Source organism: Thermoclostridium caenicola, assembly GCF_900142095.1.
In the GTDB taxonomy this organism is placed as follows: Bacteria; Bacillota; Clostridia; order DSM-8532; family DSM-8532; genus Thermoclostridium_A; species Thermoclostridium_A caenicola.
Genome location: NZ_FQZP01000112.1, coordinates 1 through 1,524, shown reverse-complemented (window position 1 = coordinate 1,524; position 1,524 = coordinate 1). Strand labels below are relative to the sequence as shown.

The 1,524-nt window shown below is 43.6% G+C and carries 1 protein-coding gene; it reads right to left on the bottom strand.

Annotated features, from left to right (window positions below; translation table 11 throughout):
• Positions 1 to 182: 182 nt before the first annotated feature.
• Complete coding sequence (locus F3H12_RS13105) at positions 183 to 1,409, bottom strand: IS256 family transposase (protein WP_149679756.1); 1,227 nt, start codon at positions 1,407 to 1,409, stop codon at positions 183 to 185.
• Between the last annotated feature and the right edge of the window lie 115 nt (positions 1,410 to 1,524).

The window sequence follows — 1,524 nt, the reverse complement described above, 5'->3', positions numbered from 1 at the left end:
GATCAAGTCCAATTTTTTGTGTAAAAATCCCTCTAGTTAGAACCAAGTGTTTCTATCACCACCGCTTGGCTTATTATACCGCCTCCGACCCTTTAGGTGTTAAGGATACACTATCACTTGGCTTTGCCGCCCTTGACACCAGAGGCCTCCGGCGGATACGAATACTTACCGGTGGGGATAGGTTATCTTATTTGAATTACTTTTTCCTTTGATTTTTTAGAGGCTTCTTTCTGCCATTCAAAATACTCGGCCATATCCAAGTACTTTTTGCCAGAAGCCCATTTTTCGTCCTGTTCCATAAGTAATGCTCCGATTAGGCGGATAGCTGATTCCCGGTTGGGAAATATCCTGATTACCCTCTCACGCCGGCGAACTTCTTCATTTAGCCGTTCTAAACTGTTGGTGGTACGAAGTCTTTTTCGATAACGCTCAGGAAGCTCCAAAACCGCTATAGTATCTTCAAAACCTTCTTCTAATACATCCATGGCCTTAGCAGCTTTGGCTCTATACTCATCTAACACCTGATTTAGTAGCATTCTTGCTGTTTTGGCATCCGGTGCTTCGAATATAGCCCTTACCTTGGCATGAATTTCTTTTTGTAAGGCTTTCGGGGTTTTATCGAGGATATTACGCATAAAATGGGTTTGGCAGCGCTGCCAGGTCGCCCCCTGAAAATACTGGCGAATAGCCCGTATAAGCCCGTTGTGATGATCGGAAACTACCAGATCTACGCCGTGTAGGCCCCTTTGTTTTAGCCGGGAAAAAAATTCACTCCAACTTTCTTCCGATTCGCTGTCTCCAACCATAAGGCCTAATACTTCCCGGTAGCCTTCTTCATTTACGCCAACGGCAATTAAAAGGCCCCGTTGACGGACACGGCCATCTTCTCTAACCTTTATGACCATGGCATCCACTATGACAAAGGGGAAGCTTCTTTCTCTAAGGGGCCTTGAATTCCAGGTTGTAATAATAGGATCAAGGTTTTTACAAAGCTCAGAGATTGTAGATTTTGAAAACTCGGTACCGCAAAGCTCGTAAGTTATTTCTTCAATTTTCCTGGTAGATACCCCGTTAACCACCATTTCCATTAATGCCAGTAAGAGGGCCTGTTCGCTTCTCTGGTAACGGCGAAAGATGTCAGTAGTGAGCTTACCGTTGCGGAGCCTTGGAACTCTTAACGTAAGGGTGCCGACTCTGGTGACTAAATTTCTCGGATAGTAGCCGTTACGGTAGGCTTGTCTTTCTTCGGTTCTTTCATAAGGTTCAGCTTTGATTTGCTCGGTGGCCTGGGCTTGCAGTATTTGATTGAGTATTGATTCAAAAAGTTTGGCCATCCCTTCATCTTTAGCTCCTTTTAAAAAGAGGTGGTGCAAAATTTCTGAATTAATGGTAATATTATATTGAGCCATTTCTCATCCCTCCAGTTAGGTTTTTGGGTTTGTCAATTTAATTCTAACCAGAGGGGTGAGGGTGGCTCAACCCTTTTTTAAAACTCCCTTTTTACACAATTATATGGACTTAACT

Excerpts from the sequence above, each read along its gene's own strand:
- F3H12_RS13105 (WP_149679756.1), bottom strand. The coding sequence starts at position 1,409 with ATGGCTCAATATAATATTACCATTAATTCAGAAATTTTGCACCACCTC.